Source organism: Dendronalium phyllosphericum CENA369 (assembly GCF_016056275.1).
In the GTDB taxonomy this organism is placed as follows: Bacteria; Cyanobacteriota; Cyanobacteriia; order Cyanobacteriales; family Nostocaceae; genus Dendronalium; species Dendronalium phyllosphericum.
The window spans coordinates 1-2,097 of record NZ_JAECZA010000311.1; the positions used below are offsets into that span (position 1 = coordinate 1).

The 2,097-nt window shown below is 42.3% G+C and carries 1 protein-coding gene and 2 pseudogenes; 1 reads left to right on the top strand and 2 read right to left on the bottom strand.

What is annotated here, in order from left to right:
- Positions 1 to 325: 325 nt before the first annotated feature.
- A pseudogene (locus I8752_RS34815) lies at positions 326 to 895 on the bottom strand (amidase); the annotation flags it as partial.
- A 72-nt stretch (positions 896 to 967) separates the two neighbouring features.
- Here I8752_RS34815 and I8752_RS34820 point away from each other — a divergent pair.
- The gene (locus I8752_RS34820) at positions 968 to 1,561 is read left to right on the top strand and encodes a TetR/AcrR family transcriptional regulator (protein ID WP_214436705.1); all 594 of its coding nucleotides are present in this window, start codon (positions 968 to 970) and stop codon (positions 1,559 to 1,561) included.
- 198 nt (positions 1,562 to 1,759) lie between these two features.
- Here the strand turns inward: I8752_RS34820 and I8752_RS34825 are convergent.
- A pseudogene (locus I8752_RS34825) lies at positions 1,760 to 2,097 on the bottom strand (transposase); the annotation flags it as partial.

The following is a 2,097-nucleotide window of genomic DNA, read 5'->3' on the forward strand; positions in this document are numbered from 1 at the left end:
ACTGCAATCTTAGTAAGGCTTTCGGAACGTTAAAGCGTTAGTTTTCAAGTAAAAAAACTCGGTAAAGAATTCATTGTTAATTTATCAAATTCTGAAATGAGTTTTTTGACAAACTTCTGTCAAGAAGTGAAAACTTAGTCATAGTAAAGTGTTGAGCTTATTTGCAATTAATTCTGGTCGAAACGGATGATTGCAGGCTGGTTGCAAATAATCCTGGCTCAGTTGCATTTAATCCTGGCTCAACTGGAATTATAGTTGCAAATAATCCTGGTTGAAAACAGCGATGATTGCAGGTTGGAGGATTTATAATTGCAGGTCACTACACATAAATGCCACAGAAATGGGCAGGCTGACGAATTGACCCACCAAAGTCAGAACAGATATCTAGAGGAGAAAGCCCTGCTGCGATTGCCGCTGCACCGCCACTAGAAGTACCACCAGGAGTGTAGTCAAGATTCCAGGGATTGTTAACGCGAGGAAATACATCGTTGAGTCCCTGATAACCACCTGCCAAATCACCTGGATTCGTTTTTCCTAAAATGATCGCTCCCGCAGCACGAAGACGACTGACAATGGTTGCATCGTCTTGGGGGATGTAATCTTTAAGAGACTCAGAACCTGCTGTCGTTCGCAGTCCAGCTGTTTCAAACGTGTCTTTAATTGTAATGGGAACTCCATGTAGGATGCCCCAATTCTCACTATTTGACAACGCTTCATCTGCTTGTTTCGCGCATTGAAGGGCGTGGTCTGCGTCTAAGGTACAGATGGCGTTAAGAGTTGAATTATAGTTTGAAATTTGAGTAAGGTAAGCATCAACCACTTCAATGGATGAAACAGTACGATCGCGAATCATCCGTGCCAGTTCATAGGCAGGAGCAAACATCAGGCTATTCATAGGCGCAAACAGGTAGTTTTTGATAAAGTTAATTATATTCACTTTTAGTTAATATAGTTAACTAAATTAGTTATGGGTCGTCCAGTCAAAGAAAAGTCCTTGACGCAGCAGGATGTAATTAATGCGGCGATCGCCTGTCTCGATAAAGAAGGGGAAGCTGCTTTAGGAGTGAATCGGGTTGCACGGGAATTGAGTATTAAGCCTCCCGCGATTTACAAGCATTTGAATGGTAATGCAGCGCTGCAACGGGCAGTTGCACTCACCATTTGGCAGCAATATGTTGAATGGTGTCGTCAACGAACCAACGGACTGGAAGAACCCCAAGCATTACTACAGGCAGGGGGACGGGCAACGCGGGACTTTGCGCGCTCGCACCCCAACCGCTATCGAGTTATGACTCAATTTCAACTAAATCTCAATGATCCTGAAACTTCCCTATTGATTCAAGAAGTATTCAACTTTCTTAAGCGCGTACTGCAATCCTACAATCTCAGTGAAACAAAATTGATTGATGCAATGCGAATGGTTAACGCAGCGATTACTGGCTTTATTGCGATCGAACAGGCTGGATTAATGACATTAGAACGTTCTACTGATGCTAGTTATGAGGTGATGATGGACGCACTAGTAGTTGCAATCCAACATATTCAACAAGTTGACTCGTGACACCGAATATTGCTTAAGCCCCGACTTCGCAATACGCCTGAGCAGTAATGGCTCTTAAGAACTTAGCCATACAAAGACTATGACAATCCTTGGTAAGAAATTAATTACTATAGTTTCTTAATTTTGAGTTTATATGTTACGCTCTTTTTTAAACTGCTGCTCGCTCGGTCAAAGTATCATATAGAACCCATTTGACATCTAAGAAGGTGCTGCAAGCCTCTTAATCATCAACCGAATAAAACAAAGATTAACCTTGGCAGTCGCATTAGTTAAAGTTCTCTCAAAGTTCTTGACGAGGATTTTGCATCTTTCCATCCAAGAATTTGACCGCTCAATTACCCATCTTGCTGCAACCGGAATAAACCCAGATTTCCCTTGCGCTTTGTTTTCTTGTTTGGATGGTTTCGCCGAAAGTTCAAATCTGATTTTCGTCATGATCTGGGGATAAACCTTCTCTAACTCCTCGGTGAGATGTTCAGGATGATAACCGTGGTCTAGCAGGATGGTGGTCTTGGGAAGATTGACAGGTTTTGACT

Bases quoted from the DNA above. Each gene is read 5' to 3' on its own strand.
- I8752_RS34820 (WP_214436705.1), top strand. From the start codon at position 968: ATGGGTCGTCCAGTCAAAGAAAAGTCCTTGACGCAGCAGGATGTAATT.